Origin of the sequence: Seonamhaeicola sp. ML3, from assembly GCF_023273855.1 — a bacterium.
Lineage (GTDB): Bacteria > Bacteroidota > Bacteroidia > Flavobacteriales > Flavobacteriaceae > Seonamhaeicola.
This window is the reverse complement of record NZ_CP096884.1, coordinates 1,828,098-1,847,613: the sequence shown is the minus strand read 5'-3', so window position 1 is coordinate 1,847,613 and position 19,516 is coordinate 1,828,098. Positions and strand designations below refer to the sequence as shown.

General features: G+C 36.0%; 17 protein-coding genes and 1 riboswitch. Of the genes, 7 read left to right on the top strand and 10 right to left on the bottom strand.

Annotated features, from left to right (window positions below):
• Nucleotides 1-98 precede the first annotated feature (98 nt).
• From cysD to M0214_RS08300, 9 genes are all read right to left on the bottom strand, one after another.
• A complete protein-coding gene (gene cysD, locus M0214_RS08340; RefSeq protein WP_248722112.1) occupies nucleotides 99-1,004 on the bottom strand; it encodes a sulfate adenylyltransferase subunit CysD in 906 nt (301 codons plus the stop codon).
• Between the two features lie 120 nt (nucleotides 1,005-1,124).
• Nucleotides 1,125-1,745, bottom strand: coding sequence for a phosphoadenosine phosphosulfate reductase family protein (locus tag M0214_RS08335; RefSeq protein ID WP_248722111.1), 621 nt, complete (start codon nucleotides 1,743-1,745; stop codon nucleotides 1,125-1,127).
• 14 nt (nucleotides 1,746-1,759) lie between these two features.
• The gene (locus M0214_RS08330) at nucleotides 1,760-2,005 is read right to left on the bottom strand and encodes a DUF2061 domain-containing protein (RefSeq protein ID WP_371873470.1); all 246 of its coding nucleotides are present in this window, start codon (nucleotides 2,003-2,005) and stop codon (nucleotides 1,760-1,762) included.
• Nucleotides 2,006-2,167: 162 nt separating this feature from the next.
• Nucleotides 2,168-2,587, bottom strand: coding sequence for an Rrf2 family transcriptional regulator (locus tag M0214_RS08325; protein ID WP_248722109.1), 420 nt, complete (start codon nucleotides 2,585-2,587; stop codon nucleotides 2,168-2,170).
• A gap of 57 nt (nucleotides 2,588-2,644) precedes the next feature.
• A complete protein-coding gene (locus tag M0214_RS08320; RefSeq protein WP_248722108.1) occupies nucleotides 2,645-3,943 on the bottom strand; it encodes an outer membrane protein assembly factor in 1,299 nt (432 codons plus the stop codon).
• A 75-nt stretch (nucleotides 3,944-4,018) separates the two neighbouring features.
• Nucleotides 4,019-4,807: a PhzF family phenazine biosynthesis protein gene (locus tag M0214_RS08315; RefSeq protein WP_248722107.1), complete on the bottom strand. Its 789-nt coding sequence runs from the start codon at nucleotides 4,805-4,807 to the stop codon at nucleotides 4,019-4,021.
• Between the two features lies 1 nt (nucleotide 4,808).
• The gene (locus tag M0214_RS08310; protein WP_248722106.1) at nucleotides 4,809-5,981 is read right to left on the bottom strand and encodes a PLP-dependent aspartate aminotransferase family protein; all 1,173 of its coding nucleotides are present in this window, start codon (nucleotides 5,979-5,981) and stop codon (nucleotides 4,809-4,811) included.
• Between the two features lie 152 nt (nucleotides 5,982-6,133).
• Nucleotides 6,134-9,532, bottom strand: a complete 3,399-nt coding sequence (thrA, locus tag M0214_RS08305; protein ID WP_248722105.1) for a bifunctional aspartate kinase/homoserine dehydrogenase I — start codon at nucleotides 9,530-9,532, stop codon at nucleotides 6,134-6,136.
• 54 nt (nucleotides 9,533-9,586) lie between these two features.
• On the bottom strand, nucleotides 9,587-10,861 hold the full coding sequence (locus M0214_RS08300) for an O-acetylhomoserine aminocarboxypropyltransferase/cysteine synthase family protein (RefSeq protein WP_248722104.1): 1,275 nt from the start codon (nucleotides 10,859-10,861) through the stop codon (nucleotides 9,587-9,589).
• Between the two features lie 226 nt (nucleotides 10,862-11,087).
• Nucleotides 11,088-11,214, bottom strand: a riboswitch (SAM riboswitch).
• 244 nt (nucleotides 11,215-11,458) lie between these two features.
• Between M0214_RS08300 and M0214_RS08295 the strand changes: the two genes are divergently transcribed.
• Nucleotides 11,459-12,310, top strand: coding sequence for an AbiJ-NTD4 domain-containing protein (locus tag M0214_RS08295; RefSeq protein ID WP_248722103.1), 852 nt, complete (start codon nucleotides 11,459-11,461; stop codon nucleotides 12,308-12,310).
• A gap of 340 nt (nucleotides 12,311-12,650) precedes the next feature.
• On the opposite strand, the gene M0214_RS08290 is transcribed toward M0214_RS08295, so the two are convergent.
• Nucleotides 12,651-14,201, bottom strand: coding sequence for a hypothetical protein (locus M0214_RS08290; RefSeq protein WP_248722102.1), 1,551 nt, complete (start codon nucleotides 14,199-14,201; stop codon nucleotides 12,651-12,653).
• A gap of 149 nt (nucleotides 14,202-14,350) precedes the next feature.
• On the opposite strand from M0214_RS08290, the gene M0214_RS08285 reads away from it, so the two are divergent.
• The 6 genes from M0214_RS08285 to M0214_RS08260 all read left to right on the top strand — a co-directional run bounded on the left by M0214_RS08285 (nucleotide 14,351) and on the right by M0214_RS08260 (nucleotide 19,475).
• Nucleotides 14,351-15,526, top strand: coding sequence for a 2-isopropylmalate synthase (locus tag M0214_RS08285; RefSeq protein ID WP_248722101.1), 1,176 nt, complete (start codon nucleotides 14,351-14,353; stop codon nucleotides 15,524-15,526).
• A 17-nt stretch (nucleotides 15,527-15,543) separates the two neighbouring features.
• On the top strand, nucleotides 15,544-16,656 hold the full coding sequence (gene leuB, locus M0214_RS08280; protein ID WP_248722100.1) for a 3-isopropylmalate dehydrogenase: 1,113 nt from the start codon (nucleotides 15,544-15,546) through the stop codon (nucleotides 16,654-16,656).
• Nucleotides 16,657-16,792: 136 nt separating this feature from the next.
• The gene (locus M0214_RS08275) at nucleotides 16,793-17,647 is read left to right on the top strand and encodes an AraC family transcriptional regulator (protein ID WP_248722099.1); all 855 of its coding nucleotides are present in this window, start codon (nucleotides 16,793-16,795) and stop codon (nucleotides 17,645-17,647) included.
• A gap of 95 nt (nucleotides 17,648-17,742) precedes the next feature.
• Nucleotides 17,743-18,072: a hypothetical protein gene (locus M0214_RS08270; protein WP_248722098.1), complete on the top strand. Its 330-nt coding sequence runs from the start codon at nucleotides 17,743-17,745 to the stop codon at nucleotides 18,070-18,072.
• 48 nt (nucleotides 18,073-18,120) lie between these two features.
• Nucleotides 18,121-18,627, top strand: coding sequence for a DUF1772 domain-containing protein (locus M0214_RS08265; RefSeq protein ID WP_248722097.1), 507 nt, complete (start codon nucleotides 18,121-18,123; stop codon nucleotides 18,625-18,627).
• Nucleotides 18,628-18,644: 17 nt separating this feature from the next.
• Nucleotides 18,645-19,475: an NAD(P)H-binding protein gene (locus M0214_RS08260; RefSeq protein ID WP_248722096.1), complete on the top strand. Its 831-nt coding sequence runs from the start codon at nucleotides 18,645-18,647 to the stop codon at nucleotides 19,473-19,475.
• The last annotated feature ends 41 nt before the right edge of the window (nucleotides 19,476-19,516 follow it).

Genomic DNA, 19,516 nt, shown 5'->3' with positions numbered 1-19,516 from the left:
GCTATTGGCTCTTGGCTTCTAGCTTATTAAATTTTTATTTTAAGATTTGCTAATGGCCAACTACCAAAAGCTAAAGGCAAAATTTTCTATAGAAAATTTTAAAAATACCCTTGTTGTTTACGTTTCTCCATGGCTGCTTCAGAACGTTTATCATCAATTCTGGCACCACGTTCTGAAATTGAAGAATCTCTAATTTCCTCAACAACTTTTGAAATTGAAACCGCATCAGATAATACCGCTGCCGTACAGCTCATATCTCCCACAGTTCTAAAACGAACCATTTTTTCTATCACTTCTTCGTCTTCATCTCTGTAAACTACACCATCTTCAGCAGACCAAATCATACCGTCTCTTAAGAACACTTTACGTTTGTGTGCAAAATAGATAGAAGGTATCTCAATGTTTTCCTTCTCTATATAAGACCAAACATCTAACTCTGTCCAGTTTGAAATAGGAAATACACGAACGTTTTGCCCTAATTCAATTTCACCATTCAACATATCAAACAACTCTGGTCTTTGGTTTTTCTCGTCCCACTGACCGAAATCATCACGAACAGAGAAAATACGCTCTTTAGCTCTAGCTTTCTCCTCATCTCTACGAGCACCACCAATACAAGCATCGAATTTAAATTCTTCAATAGCATCTAAAAGTGTAGTTGTTTGCAACATATTTCTACTTGCGTAACGACCAGACTCTTCTTTTACCTTTCCTTGATCGATAGAATCCTGTACATTACGAACAATTAGCTCTAGCCCAAGTTCTTCAACCAATCTATCTCTAAACTCTATGGTTTCAGGAAAGTTATGACCTGTATCAATATGCATTAAAGGAAATGGAATTTTAGCTGGGTAAAACGCTTTCTGTGCTAATCTTACAAGCGTTATAGAATCCTTTCCACCAGAAAACAATAATACTGGCTTTTCAAACTGCGCAGCTACCTCTCTCATAATGTAGATAGCTTCGTTCTCTAACGCGTTAATGTATGACGTATCTTTCTTCATAATTTAAAGCCCCTCCTAACCTCCCCTAGGGGAGGAATTCTTACTCGGGCGGGTAAGACTTTTATTAGTAATCTTTTTTAGTTATTTGCACTGTTTACTGTTACTGCCAACTGAAAACCATTAAGCGTGTAGCCCACATTCTCTATTGGCCAATGCTTTTGTTGGATCAAAATATTTAAATTCGTTTGGTAAATTATTTTCTTCTAAATAACCGTCTAATTTTTCATCAGACCAGTAATAAAACGGACTAACCTTAAGCACACCATCGGCACTTAAACTGAAAATATCAATGCTATTTCTGAATGCCGTTTGCCCTTGACGTAAGTTTGTAAACCATACTTTTGGCTTATGTTCTTCCATGGCACGTCTAAAAGGCTCCAGCTTAACTTGCTCTGTAAATAAAGCGTGGTTTGGGTCGTCTACAGCAGGTATTCCTAACACCACATCTCTGTGTGAAGATGTTTGCTTAGGCACGTACAAAAACACATTAAGTTCTAAATCTTTAATCACCTGTTCAGCATGTCTATACGTTTGAGGTGTATTATACCCCGTATCACACCATACCACAGGAACTTCACTTACTTCAGCATTTACTACATGTAAAATAGCTGCTTCATAAGGTCTAAAATTTGTAGTTACTACAGCTTCATTACTTAATTCGAAAGCCTTTTTTACAATCTCGGCAGGAGTAGCGCTTGCAAACGCCTTATTCAATTCTTGTATTTGTTCTTCTGTAAACATGTTCTTCTTGTATATTATTTACCCCATTTAATGATATTCCATGCACGCTCGTGAAAAAAGTAAAGAATTAATTTCGTTACAAAATCTACCGAGGCGATGGAAGCTGCTAAAGATATTCTTCCTGTTAAAATATAAGAAACCAATAGCGTATCTAAAGTACCTACGACCCTCCAACTCAATGCTTTTGCTACACTTCTAATTGGTTTTTCACCTGTAGCATCCTCTTTGTACGTAGATTTTTCTTTACTTTTTAATAACATTTGCGCTATCATTTGTCGTTTTGTTATATTAATCCTATCAATTTAATAGGGATTACAAAAGTAATACTTTTTATTACACTACAAATAGTATTAGCAACTTTTTATGTTAAAAGGATTATTTTGAGAAGATTTGACCAATAAATGTAGTGATTCTTGTTATTTTTAGGAATCTTTCAAGGCTAAATCTTCTAAGGTAGTGTTTCTAAAAACTTTTAAGGTGCTATCCCTTACCTCAATCATAAGTCTGTGTACGCTGCATTTATGTTCATCTGGGCAGTCATCACACTTTTCATAATAATTAAGGCTCACACAAGGCACCATAGCTATAGGTCCCTCAAGAACCCGCATAACATCGGTCATTTTAATTTCTGAAGGTTTATTACGTAAATAATACCCGCCATGCTTCCCCTTTTTTGACCCAAGCAGGCCTGCCTTTCTTAGGGTAAGCAAGATACTTTCTAAGAATTTTTGTGGGATATTTTCACTAGCAGCAATTTCTCCAACCCTTACAGGCATATCGCTATCAGCACGAGCAATAAAGGTTAGTGCTTTTAATCCGTATTTTGTTTTTTTGGATAGCATGTCGCTAATATAGGTATTTTAAGATGTAATGCTACAACTTCAATATTCTATATTTTATTAAAAATACTGTCCTATACCAAACACAAAGCCATTGCCTCCATTACCCGTTAGATTTACACCATAATCAAATCGTAAAACCGCATTGAAAATATATTTATGAATAAAACGAACACCAATACCAGCTTGAACTCTTATAGCATCATTAGAAAGAATACTATCAAAATTGGTATCAGGTCGTTGCACGCCACTTGCATCTAAAAAGCCATTACCCTGAAACACGAACCACCCTTTTTCTAAGAGAGTATGTCTGTATTCTGAATTTAAAGCAACAATAGAGCTGCCTCTATCCACAATATTACCAACACCTCTCGTGTTTATTTGATTATCAACCACCAAGGGTGCAAAGGCACTATCCACTATTCTGTTACTAATTTGAAGCTGAAGTTGTGATGCAAAATTTCCTTTAGACCCAATTCTTTTAAAGTACTGTGTTGTATTATTGATTATATAATTGGTCTGAATAAAGGCATTACTTTTGTCGAATAGTGTGATATCGAATATATTTCGAAAACCCGATACATTTTGATACACAATATCGATATCAACATGTTCGTAAACACCTCTAAATGCTGTTCTTTTTATTCTTGGTTCTTCAGAATTTTGAAGCTCTATCTCATTATCACTATTTAACAAGCCATATTGTTCATTAGCCGTTCTTACAGAAAACTCAAATCTGCTCTTAAAATCATGCTCATAAAAAAGTGTTGTTTCAAAACTTTTATTGGTAAAAATATAATCGGTTGAATTTTCTAAATTATCATTATCAAAAAAAATGGGCTGTTGACTACTATCATCTACATAATTTAAACCTAAACCAAGTTTATTGGTAAATAAGTACGGATGCTCTATGAACACACCATAACCATTAAAAACCTCTTTTTTAAAGAAACCTCCAAATACTATATTTCTTCCAAGACCGTTAAACTCGAAAGCAGACAACCTATAGGAAAAGCTATCATCGGCGGCTTGCCCAATTCTAAATCCTGGAATTACACTAAAATTTTCCTTGATAATATAAGTGACTTTATATCGCGAATTGCCTACGGGCTCCACTTTATAATCGGCATAAGCTATACCATCTAAACGTTTAAAGCGTTCAATATCTGTGATAACAATAGTACTATCGGTTGCTTTTCCTGCTTTTACTTTAGCTATGCGTGTTAAAAAGCTGGCCTTGGTTTTCTTCAAACCTTCAAAATTTAAACTTTCAACCTCGAACTTGGTTTGAGCTGTGACTTGAATATTTACAAAAACACCTAATAGCAGCCACAGAGTAGCTAGAAAACTTCTTCCCATAATCTCTTTTTTTTTACCTAAGAGTCGAGATTATTGAAGAGAAATTACCTTATTTTTTTGATTAAGTAAGTTGTTTTACCATTCTGGTAAGATTTCGGCCATTATCACACAATTGCCGCGAAGTAAAACACGGTCGTTTTCGATAACTTCACATTCTACTGTACCGCCCCGCTTAGAGGCCTGATAACCTACTACAGTATTTTTATTGAGCTTATGGCTCCAATAACTAGACAAATAACAATGTGCCGAACCAGTTACGGGGTCTTCGTTAATACCATAATCGGGAGCAAAAAACCTTGAGACGAAATCGTACGAATCACCATCTGATTTGGCCGTCACTATAAATTTACTTTTTGAATGCTCCAATAATTTACTAAAGTTAGGCTTAAGATTTATTAACGTTTCCTCACTTTCCAATTCTGCTAAGTACCATTTATCATCTTCTGATATCGTAGTAATTTTTTCCATCAGGGCAGATTCTAACAGTGCATCTTTTTCTTCGACTTGGGTTAATGTCCCAATTGGAAAATTCATCTCCAGTAAATCATCATTTTGCTTAACAGTCAAAACGCCACTTAGTGTATTGAACTTTAAAACTTCTGTTTCAACCTTGTACTTATCGAATAATATTTTCGCAGTTGCCAAAGTTGCATGTCCGCACAATTCTATTTCAACTTCTGGTGTAAACCATCTTAATTGATAAACACCATCTTTTAAATACACAAAGGCAGTTTCAGAAAGATTCATCTCCTTTGCAATATCCAAATACTGAGCCTCGGTAAGTGGGTTTTCCAATACGCACACTGCTGCCGGATTTCCTTTAAAAGGTGTGTCGGTAAAAGCGTCTACAGTAAAAAGTCTCATCTTAATTATTTAGAGCCTGTTCAATATCTACGATAATATCATCTATGTGTTCTAAACCTAACGAACAACGCACCATACCATCGGTTATACCTGCAGCTGCTTTAACTTGTGCTTCAACTTTAGCATGTGTTGTACTTGCAGGATGCGTTACAATGGTTCTAGAATCTCCCAAGTTTGCCGACAGAGAACATAGTTTAATATTATCGAAAAAAGCTCGTCCGCCTTCTAAACCACCCTCGACCTCGAAAGCCACAATATTACCACCTAAACGCATTTGCTTTTTGGCAACTTCATGTTTAGGGTGTGATTTTAAGAAAGGGTATTTCACCCATTTAACCTTAGGATGTTTTTCCAGAAACTCGGCAAGTTTTAGGGCATTATCGCAATGTCTGTCTGCTCTAATCGCTAAAGTTTCAAGAGATTTAGAGAGCACCCAAGCATTAAACGGACTCATAGCTGGCCCTGTTAATCTGGAGAATAAATAAATTTCTCGAATTAGTTCTCTCTTTCCAACAGTTACACCTCCTAAAACTCTACCTTGACCATCCATTAATTTTGTAGCTGAATGTATTACCAAGTCTGCTCCAAACTTTATAGGATTTTGCAGATATGGTGTTGCAAAACAATTGTCTATTACCAACAATAGATTATGCTTTTTACAAACGGCACTTAAAAATTCTAGGTCTAAAATATCTACACCCGGATTGGTTGGTGTTTCAGCATAAACAAATTTAGTGTTTGGCTGTATAAGGCTTTCTAAATTATCCACTTCATCTATATTGAAGTAAGAACACTCAATATTCCATTTTGGAAAATACTTAGTAAATAAGCCATGTGTGGCACCAAAAACCGAGCTACAAGACACCACGTGGTCTCCTGCATTTAATAACGTGGCAAACGTTGAAAAGACAGCTGCCATACCACTTGCAAAAGCAAAGCCATCTTCGGCGCCTTCCATTTTACAAACTTTTTCTACAAACTCGTTTACATTAGGATTACTATATCTACTGTATAAATCCCGTTGTTTCTCCTCTGCAAACGAAGCTCTCATTTCTTCAGCGTCTTCGAATACAAATCCAGACGTTAAGTATAATGGTACAGAGTGTTCTGAAAACTGAGTGGTTTCAGATTGTGTACGAATCGCTTCGGTTTCAAATTGTCTTTTCTTGCTCATTTTTATTTTGTTAGACCTGTCAGGTTTTAAAAACCTGACAGGTCTCTTTTATTTTTAATTATTCCTAAAGGTCTTTAGGACCTTGCGGAAGGAATTATTCACAATATCTGTTTAGACCCTTAAATAAGTTCAGGGTGACAAAAATACTTTTGTCAATTGATATGCTTAGATAACCTTAATATATCTCCAAAAACGCCACGCGCTGTCACCTCTGCTCCTGCACCAGCGCCTTGAATCACTATAGGTTGCTCTCCATAACTCTCGGTAAATATTTCGAAAATAGCATCACTGCCTTTTACATGACCTAAAGTGCTATCTTCTGGTATGGATACTAGCTTAACTTCTAAATTCCCCTTGTCCTGAGATAAATCTCCCGATAAATCCCCTACATAACGTAACACATGGCCAGGTTCTTGGTCTTCTTTTATTTTTTGGTACTGTTCGTCTAAAACCTCTAATTGATTTAAGAACTCACTAACCGAAATATTTTGATACGCCTCGGGAATTAAATTTAAAACATCTACATCCTCAAATTCATTTTGCAAATCTAGTTCACGAGCCAAAATCAATAGTTTTCTAGCCACATCATTCCCTGAAAAATCTTCTCTTGGATCCGGTTCTGTAAACCCCTTATCTATGGTCTCTCGAACAATGGCGCTAAACGGTTTATCTTGAACTGAAAAATTATTAAACAGGTAACTCAATGTCCCCGAGAACACTCCTCTTATTCGGGTGATATTCTCTCCAGACTCATGAAGTAATTTAATAGTATCTATTAAAGGCAAACCAGCACCAACTGTTGTTTCATAAAGATATTGCTTATTATGCTCTTCGAGATGCGCCCTTAATTCAGTATAAAATGTATGCGAAATAGTATTCGCTATTTTATTAGAAGACACCAAGTCGAAACCAGCTTCTATTAAAGGCACATAATTATTATAAAACACATTGCTAGCCGTATTATCTACTGCAATTAAATTTTCTAAATGATGGTTTTTGGCATAAGTAATCACATCATCAATAGAACTTTTGTGAGAACTTGAAGCAATAGTATTTTGCCATTCACTGCTCACGCCGTTCTTATCTAAAATTAATTTCTTGGAATTCGCGATAGCAAAGACGTTTAAGTTAATGCCTTTTCGCTTTTCAATATCGTCTTTGGATTTTAAAATCTGATTAATTAAAGCACCTCCAACGCCACCATGTCCAAAAATGGCAATATTTATCTTTTTAGAAACACCAAAAACTTCACCGTGAATAACATTCAAAGCTTTATGGAGTTCTTTCTTTTTAACAACCAAACTCACATTCTTACCTGTGACGGTATTATTGAAAAGCAAAGGCGTGATTTGGTTTTTTATAAGTGCATTGAACGGCTTATGAAACGAACTCAACTCTATTCCCACAATCGATATTACGGCAACATCGTCTACGACATCAATTTTATTGACATCTTGAGAATAGAAATCACTTTCAAACTCACGTTCCAGAGCAATAACAGCCTGGGTAGCTTGATCGGCATCTATGATTAGACCAACGCCTCGTTCTGAGGAGCCTTGCGATACAATACTCACACTAATACCGTAACTGCTTAAAGCTCCAAAAATCCTAGCATCTACACCAATTTTACCTAGTAGACCTCTACCTTCTAAATTCAATAGAGCTACATTATCCAAAACAGACAAAGAAGTCACCTCTTTGGCACTTGGCTTTGCGGTAATTAAAGTCCCTTTGTCATCTGGGTTAAACGTATTTAAAATACGTAAGTTTATATTCTTCTCAACAAGAGGAATAATCGTTTTGGCGTGTAATACCGAAGTTCCGAAGTTAGCCAACTCATTGGCCTCACTAAAGGATAATTCCCTAATCTGCTCGGCATCGGGAACCAAACTTGGGTCTGCAGTATAAATACCACTAACGTGGGTGTAATTCTGTAATTCTTCTGCATCTAAATAATTGGCCAAAAGTGCTGCTGTATAATTGCTGCCATTGCGACCTAAAGTCGTAGTTTCATTTTTTAGGTTTGAAGCAATAAAGCCCGTTACGACATTAACAACATTGTTATTCTTCTTGAAATAATCCTTGACATTTTCCTTAGACAACTTTGAAATTGGTTGTGCATTACCGAAAGATTCATTGGTTTTTATCAAGCGCCTTGCGTCTGTAGCATTTGCTTTAATTCCTCTTTCAACGAGTAGACTTGTGATTAATTTAACAGACAACAACTCCCCCTGTGCAAGGATATTATCTTTAGTTTTCTTGCTATAATCTCTTAACAAACTAACACCTTCAAAGAGTTTATCTAAAGCTGAAAACTCCTCTGAAAAATCTATATTTTGGGAAGGTTGCGACTGATAAGCCTTTAAATTTTCTAAATCAGACACATACTCCTCACCAGCTATGGCTTTATTTAAAATAGCCTCTAAATCGTCTGTAGAAGTCCCTCTTGCAGACACCACAACACTTATGCGTTCGCCTTCTTCAACCTTATTTTCTATAATGGAGAGTACCGTTTCCAATCCTTTGCCATTGGCTAAAGATTTGCCACCAAACTTTAAGATTTTCATTCTTCTTCGTTTTGAATTGGGCACAAAAATACCTTCAACAATTTCTTCCAGCTGGCTATACTCCATTAAAAATGCATCATGACCATGCACCGAATTGATTTCACTGTAGGTTACGTTGGGATGCGTTAAAGCCAATTGTTTATGCGTTTCCCTATTCTCTTCAGCTGTAAAAAACAAATCGGAATCTACCCCAACGATATGTATTTTAGCTTCAATATTCTCTAATACATTAAAATTGGCCGCCCTGTCTTTGGTAACATCAATTGTTTTTAGCAATTGATTCATTAGTTTATAAGCAGATAACTGAAAACGCTCCTGTAACTTCTTACCATGGTGTAACAGCCAACTCTCTACATTAAAAATTTCTAAGTCTTCGTTTTTACTGCGTTGAAAACGCTCCTTAAAAGATTCTGGTGTTCTGTAACACAACATAGCATGCATTCTTGCATCGTGCACCGGATTTTTAGAATTTAAAAGAAACTGCTCTTGTATTTGGCAATTGGCAATCAACCAATCGGTAGATTTCCAGTCGGTTGCAACAACTACCAAATGCTCTGTGAAATCTGGTTTTTCTACAGCCATTTCCCAAGCGATTCCTCCACCTAAAGACCCTCCAATGGTCGCATACAACTTTCCAGAGTTTAAATGCTCTAATCCTTTTAAAAAGATTTTAGCAACATCACGAGCTATAAAATCTTTATAATTATCGATTACAAATCCATCAAATCCGTTACCAGGAATATTAAAGGCTAGCACCGTATAAAGCTTAGTATCGATAACTTTATCCTTACCAATTAAATCTTTCCACCAACCTGTTTCCCCAGCAACATCGCTGTTTCCAGTTAAAGCATGATTAACCAAAACAATGGGTGCTGTACCTAAAGGTTGTCCAAACACCTGATAACTCAATTTAATTTCTGGGTTAATCACACCACTTATGGTGGTATAATCTTTAATAATTATATGTTGTAACGAATTTTTCAAACCAAAACTGTTTACAGACCTGTCAGGTCTTTAAAACCTGACAGGCCTTCTAAATTATATTTCTGAAAAAGCAGCTTCTAAATCGGCTTTTAAATCTTCTAAATCCTCAATACCTACAGACAATCTAATTAAATCTGGAGTAACTCCTGCAGAAGCTTGCTCCGCTTCACTTAACTGTTGGTGTGTTGTACTAGAAGGATGAATAATTAGTGATTTTGTATCTCCAATGTTTGCTAGAAGTGAGAAAATCTTGGTCTTATCGGCGATAGTTTTAGCCGCTTCAAAACCACCTTTTGCACCAAAAGTAACGATACCACTTTGTCCGCTTGGTAAATATTTTTTAGCAAGCGCATTGTACTTACTACTCTCTAATCCTGGGTAATTTACCCAAGCCACTTCATCTTGAGCTTCTAACCATTTGGCCAACTCTAACGCATTTTCGCTATGTTGCTTAATTCTAACTGGCAAAGTCTCTAAACCTTGAATTATATTGAATGCATTGGTTGGACTGATAGCCCCACCAAAATCGCGCAATCCTTCGAGTATAAGTTTGAAAGTGTATGAAGCTGCCCCAAGGGTTTCGTGATATTTTAATCCATGGTATCCTGCGGAAGGCTCTGTAAACTCCGGGAATTTTCCATTGGCCCAATCAAAAGTTCCGGCATCGATTATCGCACCTCCAAGAGAAGTCCCTTGTCCACCAATATACTTAGTCAAAGAATGAATTACAATATTGGCACCATGTTTAATCGGGTTCAATAAGGCTGGCGTAGCCACCGTATTATCTACTATAAAAGGAACACCGGCCGCTTTGGAATGCTCTGAGATAGCTTCTAAATCTAGAACATCTAATTTTGGATTCCCCAAAGATTCCACAAAAAAGGCTCTAGTATTGTCTTGAACCGCTTCTGCAAAATTATCTGGATTAGAAGCATCTACAAATGTTGTTGTAATTCCTAATCTGGGCAGGGTTACATTTAATAAATTATAGGTTCCGCCATACAGACTACTCGAAGCTACAATATGGTCTCCCGCTTTTAAAAGCGTTAACAGACCTGTAGAAATTGCAGCGGTACCAGAAGCAAACACAACAGCCCCTATTCCTCCTTCTACTGCTGCCAAACGCTCTTGTAGTATTTGGTTTGTAGGGTTATTTAATCTTGTGTAAATAAACCCTAATTCTTGTAATGAAAATAGGTTTGCTGCATGTTCAGAATCATTAAACACATACGATGTTGTTTGATAAATTGGTACAGCTCTGGTTCCTCCGGTTGCACTTACGTCGTGTCCAGCATGTAAAGCGTTGGTTGCTAATTTTTGATTGCTCATTTTTCTATATCTTATTTTAGTTAATATTCCCGCTTTATTCATTGATTCAGTTTTACAATAACGTATTCATGAATCTTCGATTTCGCGAGAATGACAGTTTTACGTTTCTTCAATGCAAGCATTTCAGAAATTTGATTTAAATCAAAAGCCAAAATACGTTATTATCAACGCATTATTTACAGAAAAATGTTAAAAAGAAATAGTAATTACCGGACGTAATTATCTTGTGTTATCTATCCAAACTTCCGATAAATGAATCGGTCATTCAAGTAGAATTTAGCACCTTCTTTAATAAGTTTAAAGGGTTGCTAAGGCTTCAACGGGTCCAATCCCTCCACCTTTCTTGATAACATTTCAATATGTTTATTGAACTTTTGCTTTGCAAATATTCGTTCAGAAAAATTAATTTTCCAAATTTTTGGCAAGAAATTTTCGTTTTTGCGGTATTTACAGAAAGAACATTCCCTTAAAACAAAAAATAAAACCACTTGATTTTGTAAAAATTTTCAACTAAATTAGTTTGACTTTGGATGTAGGTTGTTAAGACGACGCATATCTCCAAAGTTGTGCACAATTAACCTCACTTAACAAAATTAAATGAAAGGAAGGAAATTCTCAGAAAGAATTGGAAAATCAGAAATTAAAACTGAAATACAATTAGACTATATAGATGATGATTTAAGAAATAGCTTATGGAATGTTGTAATTCAATATATAAATGAACCTTTAAGAGATACAGGTTACTTAAGCAACTCTAAATACAAAAGATTCATACAATCGCTTTGGTTTAATCATTTTAAAGAAACATTGGATAAAATACCGTCAGTTACTACACTTATCAGAAAAGAAATTAGGAGTAGATTTTTCAGTTGGAATTATTTAGAATTATATGATTTTATAGACTTTATTGTAAGAGCAAATAATTTGCCATTTAAAATAGAACGATTTGCCAATGACTGTAACTATGTTTTAAAACGTGAATTATCGGGTTACAGATTTGTTAATTTGGAACTTGCACCGATTACGGATGAAGTCCAAATTGCAGGTATAGAAGATGCAATTAACCAGTCCACTAATAATGGCTTTGTGGGCGTTAATCTTCATTTAACTAACGCACTAAATAAGCTATCAGATAGACAAAATCCTGATTATAGAAACTCGATTAAGGAAAGTATTTCAGCGGTTGAATCTATATGTCAACAAATAACAGGAGACAACAAAGCTGAATTAGGAAAGGCAATAAAAAAAATAAAAAAAACACTACCAATTCACGGTGCACTTGAACAAGGGTTCATCAAACTTTATGGATATACAAGTGATGGTGATGGAATTCGTCACGCTATGATGGAAGAGGATAATTTAGACCAGGAAGATGCTCTATATATGTTAGTGTCTTGTAGCTCATTTGCAAGTTACTTGATGGTAAAATGGAACAAATTAAATAAATAACTGTGCACAACAACGGCCATAGTTCATTACGGCTGAAATTCCTAATCGGAATTTCGAGCCTTTTTGCTAAATTTATGGTTACGGCGGAATTATGACACTCGCGTACCTTTCCGTAACAAAACCATGGCCAAAACTGTTAAACGAACCTCCCTTAAAAGCAATTAGAATTACAAATAAGGAAACTTACACAAGATACCGCTCAAGGAATTATAACTATTTGCTTTTTAAGAGTTGAGTATCGCTCCAAAAACTAGCCATAAAAAGCTAAATCTTATATCATAAACCCAGTTGGTCAGAAAGGTTAACTACCTGCCTACGTTACATCAGGTAAACACCATATTTAGGCTAGTTTAAGTCTGGCCTCGAACTTATCCCTAATAACATCCCCAATGGGTCTGTTTTCAATCTTAGATTCCAACCACGAAATGATATCTAAATATAAAAAAGCCCTGCTTTGGTAAGGGTCATCTTCAAACTCCTTCAGCTTCTTGTGCAGTTTAACAAATTCCTTCTTTACTTCATGCGGGTAAATGTCGCCTAGACCTCGTAAAAACTTAATAAACTCTTTCTGTACCTCGTATAAATCTTCCATTTTAATCAAGAATTTATAGGTGCTTTTTATAAGTACATCAAGATTATAATCTAGACCAGCCTCATAATGCGCTACCAAGTTTAGAATCCTAGAGAAACAAAGTAAGTCTTCCCTCATCTGTAGAGACTTGTTACTAATAATTTTATCTAAAAACTGAATGCAACCCTTTGTATTGCCAGCCCCAAAATACATACTAGCTATTTTGTAATAAAACACCATAACATGGTGCTCATCAATTCTGTTTTGATAATTATTTAGCTGCTCCAAAACCTCATCTATTAAAGGCAAACCAGCCTCAAAACTCCCCTCGATAAAATGAAGATTAAATTTGTTGGCGTAGATATACAAAAACGCTAAGCCTTCAATATTATCATCCAAAGGAAACTTTTTCTCTTTAGTTATCTCCTCTAATTTTGAAAGCGTCTCTTTGAATTTATCGTATTGCCTTAAGTAAAAAAGCGCTTCGAGTAGATAGTGGTTACCCCTTAAAAAGAAGACCGGATTTAAAACAATCATGTCCCTGTTATCGTAGAACAAATCTACCCACTTGGATGCATATTTATAGCACGCTAAAAAATCTACCGTTAAAAAACTATACCAAAGCTTAGCCTTGTACAGCCACAATTTTTCCCTAAAACCAAGTTTATTGATGTCGTAAACCGGCAATCTGTCGTTGTAGTATTTTGTAATGATTTGATGCTCTTGGTCGTTTTTAACATACCCTGTTTTTAAAAAAAGACCGTAAAGCTGTAACGATAAATTAGATAGCTTACTGGCTACCACGTTTTGCTGACTAAGCTCTTTGGCCTGAATTGTAAGTTCATCGGCCCTATTACTTAGACTTCGGGTAATATATTGAGACTCAATAATTTTCTCTAACTCTACAATTTCGTAAGCAATATTCTTTTCTTCATTTACTATGGCTAGATTCTTGGCTTTATCGAGAATTTTCAAACTCTGCTTATAGAGCCCTTTGTGATAAAGAATGGTCGCAAAATCCAGCTGCTCCCGTATTTGAATACGAATATCTTGATGGGAAGGATTTAACCTTAGGCTAATTAAAATTTGTTTGTACAAATGAGCCTTTACATTAGATAATTGCTGTTTTTTTACGATGCCTTTTTTAAGAATAGCGGCCTCATCGTACCTAGGAAGCTTGTCTAAAATATTGAAGAGGGTTAAGAACTTAGAGTCTTCATTAACGCCCAATCTACCTACATAAAGTTTAAATTGCCTTTTTTCAGATTTAGACAGGGACTTTATTAAAACAAACAAGTTATCTTTTTGCTCTCTTGTCATAGTTACAAAAACCTTTTTAAAAAACTGAAATTCAATTTTTTAACTTAACTTAGCAGTAGTTAAACATCGTAAAAAAAGTAATTAAAGTAGTTACTTTTATGAAACCAAAATATACATTCGTATAAGAATAAGAAAATATATTTGAATAAATGTCTGATAACAAGGTACAAATTTTCGATACAACCCTACGTGATGGAGAGCAAGTTCCTGGCTGTAAACTAAATACCGAACAGAAATTAGTTATAGCTGAACAGCTGGACCTATTGGGTGTAGATATTATTGAAGCAGGCTTTCCCGTCTCCAGCCCGGGAGACTTTAAATCTGTTGAAGAAATTGCCAAAATAGTAAAAAACGCAACCGTTTGTGGTTTAACACGCTCGGTTGAAAATGACATAAAAGTTGCTGCCGAGGCATTAAAATACGCCAAAACCCCAAGAATACATACAGGTATTGGAACATCTGATTCCCATATAAAATTCAAATTTAAATCCACACAAGAAGATATTATAGAACGTGCCGTTAGAGCCGTAAGCTACGCGAAATCTTTTGTTGAAGATGTTGAATTTTATGCCGAAGATGCTGGTAGAACCGACAATGAATATTTAGCTAGAGTTTGTGAAGCTGTTATTAAAGCCGGAGCAACTGTACTAAACATTCCAGACACTACCGGTTATTGCTTACCAAGCGAATATGGTGCAAAAATTAAATACTTAAAAGAAAACGTGAAAGGTATAGACAAGGCTATTTTATCTTGTCATTGCCATAACGATTTAGGGTTAGCCACAGCCAACTCAATTGAAGGGGTTATAAATGGTGCTCGCCAAATAGAATGTACCATAAACGGTATAGGCGAACGTGCTGGAAATACCGCTCTAGAAGAAGTGGTTATGGTATTAAGACAACACCCTTACTTAAACCTAGATACTGGTATTAATTCTGAAATGCTTTACGGTATCAGTCAGTTGGTATCAGACAGTATGGGGATTTACACGCAACCCAACAAGGCTATAGTTGGTGCTAACGCATTTGCTCACAGTTCTGGAATTCATCAAGATGGTGTTATCAAGAATCGTGAGACCTATGAGATCATAGACCCTAAGGATGTTGGTGTAACGGAATCTGCCATTGTTTTAACAGCAAGAAGTGGTAGAGCTGCATTAGCTTATAGAGCAAAAAATGTGGGTTACGAGTTAACAAAACTTCAGTTAGACGAAGTATATTCTAAGTTTTTAGAATTTGCAGATAAGAAAAAAGAGATTGACGATAATGACATTCATCGAATAATTGAGTCAAGCTCCGTGTATAATGAAATCTCTTCATCTTAATTAAATATATTTGAGGGATGAAACTAAATATAGCTGTTTTACCGGGTGACGGTATAGGACCAGAGGTTACCGCGCAGGCCGTCAAGGTTTTGAAGGCCATTGCTATGGAGTTTAACCATGTCTTTACTTTCGAAACAGCTTTAGTAGGCGCCAGTGCTATGGATAAAACTGGTGAGCCCTTACCAAAAGAAACCATTAGCATTTGCGAAAACGCAGATGCTATTTTGTTTGGCGCTATAGGTGATACCAAATACGATAACGACCCCTCGGCAACTGTTCGTCCAGAACAAGGACTTTTAGGACTTAGAAAAACCTTTGACCTTTATACCAATATTAGACCCGTAATTGCTTATGAAGATTTACTAAATAAGTCCTCACTTAAAATCAAGCAGATTAAGGGTACTAATATTTTAATTTATAGAGAACTGGCCAGCGGTATTTATTTTGGTGAAAAGCATTTTGATAATGATGAAGCTTCAGATATTTGCACCTATCGCCGTTCTGAAATAGAACGTATTACCCATTTAGCTTTTAAAGCCGCACAAGGCAGAAAGCGTAAGTTAACACTTGTAGATAAAGCTAATGTTTTGGCTAGTTCCAAACTTTGGCGCACTGTTGTTAATGAAATAGCCAAAGACTATCCCGATATTACTTACGATTGTATGTACATCGATAATGCTGCCATGGAACTTATTATTAATCCGCGTCAATTCGATGTGATTTTAACCGAAAATATGTTTGGTGACATCCTATCTGAAGAGGCCAGTGTTATAGTTGGATCAATTGGTTTGTTAGCTTCGGCATCTATTGGCGACAAACATGCTATGTTCGAGCCAATACATGGCGCTTATACAAAAGCTAAGAATAAAGGTATTGCCAATCCCATTGCCTCTATTTTAAGTGCTGCAATGTTATTAGACCATTTTGGTTTATATGACGAGGCTGCTTTGATAAGAGAAGGTGTAGACAAATCGTTAAAGCTACACATTACCACGCCAGACTTGAACACAAAATATGATAATATTAGCACTAGTAAGGTTGGTGATTTTATCGAGGATTTTATAAATAACCCAGACGAGACGAATTTAAATTTTACAAATATACATTTAGGACAGTCTACCATCATTTAATTATTTGAGTTAGTCGCCAAAATACAATTAAACTACAGACGTCCGAATTAAGAAGAGCACTCTAACAGTGCTCTTTTTTTGTGGATAAAACTAAGAAAAGGAATTCGTAACTTTATAGATTCATAAATCTGTTATCTTGACCAGAGACCACATCGATATAAACGATTTTACCATCTTGGTAGAAACCTGTACTTCAACCGAACCCATGGTGGACTCATGTTCCTTCGAGGAACCCTCTATAGGTGTGGCTTTTTATGGATCAGGAAATGTTGAAGTATCTGTGGACTATGCAGACAAACAAGCACCCTACAGCCATACAAAAGGGCTCGTACTATCATTCTATGCAGACGAAAACGTAAAATTCACACATAAAGTTACCGCAAACCGACCTTTACAATGTATTGTGGTAGTTACCGCGCTTAAAAACTTGGAAAAACTCCCAAATGGTGAAGGCGAAATATTTGCTAACTTTTTAAATGAATTAGTTAACCCTAGCGATGCCTATGTTGAAGGTCCTAGGTTTTTCATGCCGCCAGAAATGAGCAATATTGTCCAACAGGTTTTTAAAAACAAATACCATGGCAAAACCAAAATGATGTTTTTTAGAAGCCAAATGACCGTATTACTTTCTCATTTTTTTGGTCATATCGCATCTTCAGAAAACGAAAAACTAAAAGCCAAAGAACAAGACAAACTCCAATTGGTAAAGAAAATCCTTTTGGAAAATATCGACAACCCACCTTCACTATCCGAACTCTCTAGACAAATAGGGCTCAATACCTACGCCTTAAAAAAAGACTTTAAAAACCTATTTGGTGTACCCGTATTTAAATATCTACAGAACCAAAGGTTAGAAGTTGCAAATAATTTAATACGAAACGAAAAGGCAACCGTACAAGAAGCGGCATGGCATGTGGGCTACGACAGCCTAAGCTCTTTTTCAAATGCTTTTGTCAAAAAGTTTGGCTACAGACCCAGTCAAATAAAGTAAGCTCCTTTTTGAACAAATCATACTCCATTTCGAACTAATCACACCGGTAATTAGGCTCTAGATTTGCGTCATATTAATCATTAAAACTATGACCAATGAAAACAATAAGAGCCATTTTTATCGCCGCTGGTATTTGGATTTTGGGTGTTACTGCATTTTCACTTTCCTATTATATCCCGGCACTAAACAATCTCGATTTGCAATCTAATCTCGTACTGGCCATTGTACTTATTCCTCTGGCTATTGTAGGAACTAAATTGTATTACAAGAAACCTACCAATGTAAAACCCTTTATGGTTGCCGTAATTATGTTTCTAACCCTCGGTTGCTTAGATGCTTTATTTACCGTTCCATTTCTTATGAAACCATTGGCTTGGGCTATTCAGACTTTTTCCTCGATTATTCTTTTTGGCTTATTGCCCTAGAATTTCTCGTTGTAGCTACTATTTCAGGTCACTTAGAACAAAAAAGACATGTATTCATCAGTTAATCTAATAATCCTTGTGGTTTGTACTTTTTTGACAGGCCTTACTGCTGGCCTTTGTTTTACTTGGGCAAACGCTATCACCCCGGGTATTGGCAACTTAAATGACCTTGAATACCTAAAAGCCTTTCAACAAATGAACAGAGTCATTATTAACCCCACTTTTTTATTGGTGTTTATGGGACCTTCCGTATTGCATGTTTACAACGCATTTTTTCTAAAAAGTGGCTCTAATTCCATTTTTTGGATAGTCTCAGTTGCAGCCGTACTCTACATTATTGGTCTTACACTAGTTACCATATTCGGAAATGTTCCTTTAAACGAGATGTTAGACAAAACCCATTTAGAATCTATCTCTAAAGAAGACTTGACCATTCTGAGGTTAAAATTTGAAAATAAATGGAACAGCTTCCATTTCATAAGAACCTTGAGTTCTTGTATCTCTTTTGCTTTGCTGCTATTCAGCATAATATTATACAGTAAAAATCTTAATTAATTATAAAAACAACAGTTATGAATTCACACAATTATTTAGTTATCGGTGGTACCGGTAAAACAGGACGTAAAGTCGTTAACAACCTTAAAGAACTTGGACTAAACGTATCCATTGGTTCCAGAAACTCCACGCCAAAATTCGATTGGCAAGACACCAGTACTTGGGCAGAAGCCCTCGAAGATATAGATCGTGTTTATATTACTTTTCAACCCGATTTGGCTGTTCCTGGCGCTTTACAGGCCATAGAACACCTAACAAAACTAGCTAAGGCTAAAGGCGTTAGTAAATTGGCATTGCTTTCAGGTAAAGGTGAAACCGAGGCCGAAGCTTGTGAACAGGTGGTTATAAACTCTGGTATAGATTACACTATTATCAGAGCCAGTTGGTTTAATCAAAACTTTAGCGAGAGTTTCTTTTTAGATCCTATCTTAAGTGGCCATGTGTATTTACCTAGCCCAGAAGCCAAAGTGCCTTATGTGGACACTTCTGATATTGCCGATGTGGTTACAGAAGCGCTTTTACACGACGAGCATAATGGACAAATCTATGAGATTACCGGTCCTAGGCTACTAACTTTTGAAGAGGTCATTCAAGAGATTGCAAAAGCTACAAAAAGAGATATACAATTCACGCCGGTTTCTTTAGAAGACTATATTGGCTTTTTAAAACAGGAAAACGTACCCGATGATTATGTATGGCTTATTGAATATTTATTTTCTAATGTTCTTGTCAATCCTAACAATAGCACTGTTAAGCATGATGTAGAGCAAGTATTAAAAAGAAAAGCCAAAGATTTTTCGGAATACGTAACCGAAACTGCAAAAACTGGGGTTTGGGATGTTAATTAAACCTTGGATTTTGATACGTATGCTAAAAAGAGCACCAACAA